This window comes from Microbacterium umsixpiens, from assembly GCF_053543675.1.
In genome coordinates this window covers 1-2,411 of the sequence record NZ_JBLVOH010000169.1, presented here as the reverse complement: position 1 = coordinate 2,411, position 2,411 = coordinate 1, and the positions used below count along the sequence as shown (strand labels likewise).

General features: G+C 68.7%; 2 protein-coding genes and 1 pseudogene. 1 reads left to right on the top strand and 2 read right to left on the bottom strand.

All coding sequences use genetic code 11. The features are described 5' to 3' along the window. Both ACNPM4_RS16400 and ACNPM4_RS16395 read right to left on the bottom strand, forming a co-directional pair. Positions 1-71, bottom strand: a pseudogene (locus ACNPM4_RS16400) (uracil-DNA glycosylase); the annotation flags it as partial. A 2-nt stretch (positions 72-73) separates the two neighbouring features. Next, complete coding sequence (locus ACNPM4_RS16395; protein ID WP_448986388.1) at positions 74-856, bottom strand: SDR family oxidoreductase; 783 nt, start codon at positions 854-856, stop codon at positions 74-76. Positions 857-1,052: 196 nt separating this feature from the next. On the opposite strand from ACNPM4_RS16395, the gene ACNPM4_RS16390 reads away from it, so the two are divergent. After that, the gene (locus tag ACNPM4_RS16390) at positions 1,053-2,375 is read left to right on the top strand and encodes a bifunctional o-acetylhomoserine/o-acetylserine sulfhydrylase (RefSeq protein WP_372467122.1); all 1,323 of its coding nucleotides are present in this window, start codon (positions 1,053-1,055) and stop codon (positions 2,373-2,375) included. The last annotated feature ends 36 nt before the right edge of the window (positions 2,376-2,411 follow it).

Here is a 2,411-nt window from a genome sequence, read left to right as displayed (position 1 = left end):
GGAGCGAGCGCGTCCGCCCACCCCGCGTCGATCTGCCCGTCCGCGGCGAGCTCGGCGAGAGACCGCGCCATCGTCAGTCGATGGAGCGCACGCGCAGGGGTCCGCGCGCGAGCAGGTGCTGCGCCGACTGCGCGACCGGGCGCATCGTGATCAGGTCGAGGTTGACGTGTCCCGGCGACTCCAGCGCATAGGCGATCACGTCGGCGACGTCTTCGGCGAGGAGGGGCGCTTCGACACCTGAGTAGACGGCCTCGGCGGCGACGGCGTCTCCCCCGAGGCGGTTGAGCGTGAACTCCTCCGTGTGAACCATGCCGGGCGCGACCTCGACGACGCGGATCGGCTCGCCGTTGAGCTCCTGGCGGAGGACCTTCACCAGCATGCCCTCGGCGGCCTTCGCGGCGTTGTACCCGGCGCCTCCCGCATACGCCGACTGGGCGGCGGTCGAGGTCACGAAGAGCGTGTCGGCGTGACCGTCTGCCGCAGCGGCCCGACGCAGCAGCGGGAGCAGTCCGGCCACGAGGCGCTGCGTCGCCAGCACGTTGGCATCGAACATCCACTGCCAGTCCGCGACCGAGGCATCCTCGATGCGGTCGGTTCCGCGGGCCCCTCCGGCCACCTGCACGAGCGCGTGCACCGGCCCCGACGCTTCGAGCTCCGAGACCAGTGCGTCGACGGCTGCCGGATCGGTCAGGTCGCACGCGATGGCCGAAGCCCCGGTCTCCGCGGCGAGCGCGGACAAACGGTCCTCGCGTCGGGCGACACCGACGACATCCCATCCTCGTGCCCGGAGTGCGCGCACCGTCGCCGCACCGATTCCCGAACTCGCACCTGTCACCACTGCACGTCTGTTCACCATGCCTCCACCGTACGATGTTCCGCCGAGATTGCGGAGTCCCGCACGGGGCTGTCGCGGAACCCTCTCTCCCCCGTGATTCCGGGCCTCCGCCGTGTTACGTCACATTTCCCGGTTGTTGTTGACACGGGCCGATGTTCCGTACTCTCGCTGCAACGGCATCCGCCATCCGACCTTCCGACCACTCCTGGGGGAAATCATGTCCGCACCCGAGTCCTGGCGCTTCGAGACCAAGCAGATCCACTCCGGCGCCGCCCCCGACCCGGTCACGAAGGCCCGCGCCACGCCGATCTACCAGACCACGTCGTACGTGTTCGACAGCGCGGACCATGCGGCCAACCTCTTCGCCCTGGCGGAGTTCGGCAACATCTACACCCGCATCCAGAACCCGACACAGGACGTGCTCGAGCAGCGACTCGCCGCGCTCGAAGGCGGCACCGGCGCCCTCGTGCTCGCCAGCGGCCAGGCCGCCTCCACCTTCGCGATCCTCAACATCGCTCAGGCAGGCGACCACTTCGTCGCCTCGAGCTCGATCTACGGCGGCACCTACAACCTCTTCAAGTACACCCTCGCCAAGCTCGGCATCGAGGTCACCTTCGTCGAGAATCAGGATGACGCCGAGGAGTGGCGCCGCGCTGTCCGCCCGAACACGAAGCTGTTCTTCGCGGAGACCATCGGCAACCCGCAGATCAACATCCTCGACATCCGCGCCGTCGCCGACATCGCACATGAGTCCGGCGTCCCGCTGATCGTCGACAACACGATCGCCACCCCGTACCTGATCCGTCCGTTCGAGTTCGGCGCCGACATCGTCGTGCACTCGGTCACCAAGTTCCTCGGCGGACACGGCACCACCATCGGCGGCGCCATCGTCGACGGCGGAACGTTCGAGTGGTCGAAGAACGTCGACAAGTTCCCCGGCCTCACGGTTCCGGACCCCTCGTACCACGGCGCCAGCTACACCGCCGCGGTCGGCGACCCGCTCGCCTACATCATCAAGGCCCGCGTGCAGCTGCTGCGCGACCTCGGCTCGGCCATCGCGCCGCAGAGCGCGTGGAACCTCATCCAGGGCATCGAGACCCTGTCGCTGCGCATCGAGCGTCACGTGCAGAACGCGCAGGAGATCGCCGAGTGGCTCGACAGCCGTGACGACGTCGCGACCGTCAACTACTCGGGCCTTCCCTCCTCGCCGTGGTACGCCAAGGCGAACGAGTACGCACCCAAGGGCGTCGGCGCGGTGCTCTCCTTCGAGCTCAAGGGCGGTGTCGAGGCCGGCCGCGAGTTCGTGAACAGCCTGTCGCTGTTCAGCCACCTCGCCAACATCGGCGACGTGCGCTCGCTCGTCATCCACCCCGCGTCGACCACGCACGCGCAGCTCACCCCCGAGCAGCAGCTCACCGCGGGCGTCACCCCGGGCCTCGTCCGCCTCTCCGTGGGTATCGAGAACATCGAGGACCTGAAGGCCGACCTCGACCAGGCTCTCGCCGCGGCACGCGCCGTGTCGGAGGCTGCTCGCGCCTGAAGTTCCACACGCACCACCACGAGGATGCCTCGGACC

Coding starts and splice junctions, on each gene's coding strand:
- ACNPM4_RS16395 (WP_448986388.1), bottom strand. CDS start 856: ATGGTGAACAGACGTGCAGTGGTGACAGGTGCGAGTTCGGGAATCGGT.
- ACNPM4_RS16390 (WP_372467122.1), top strand. CDS start 1,053: ATGTCCGCACCCGAGTCCTGGCGCTTCGAGACCAAGCAGATCCACTCC.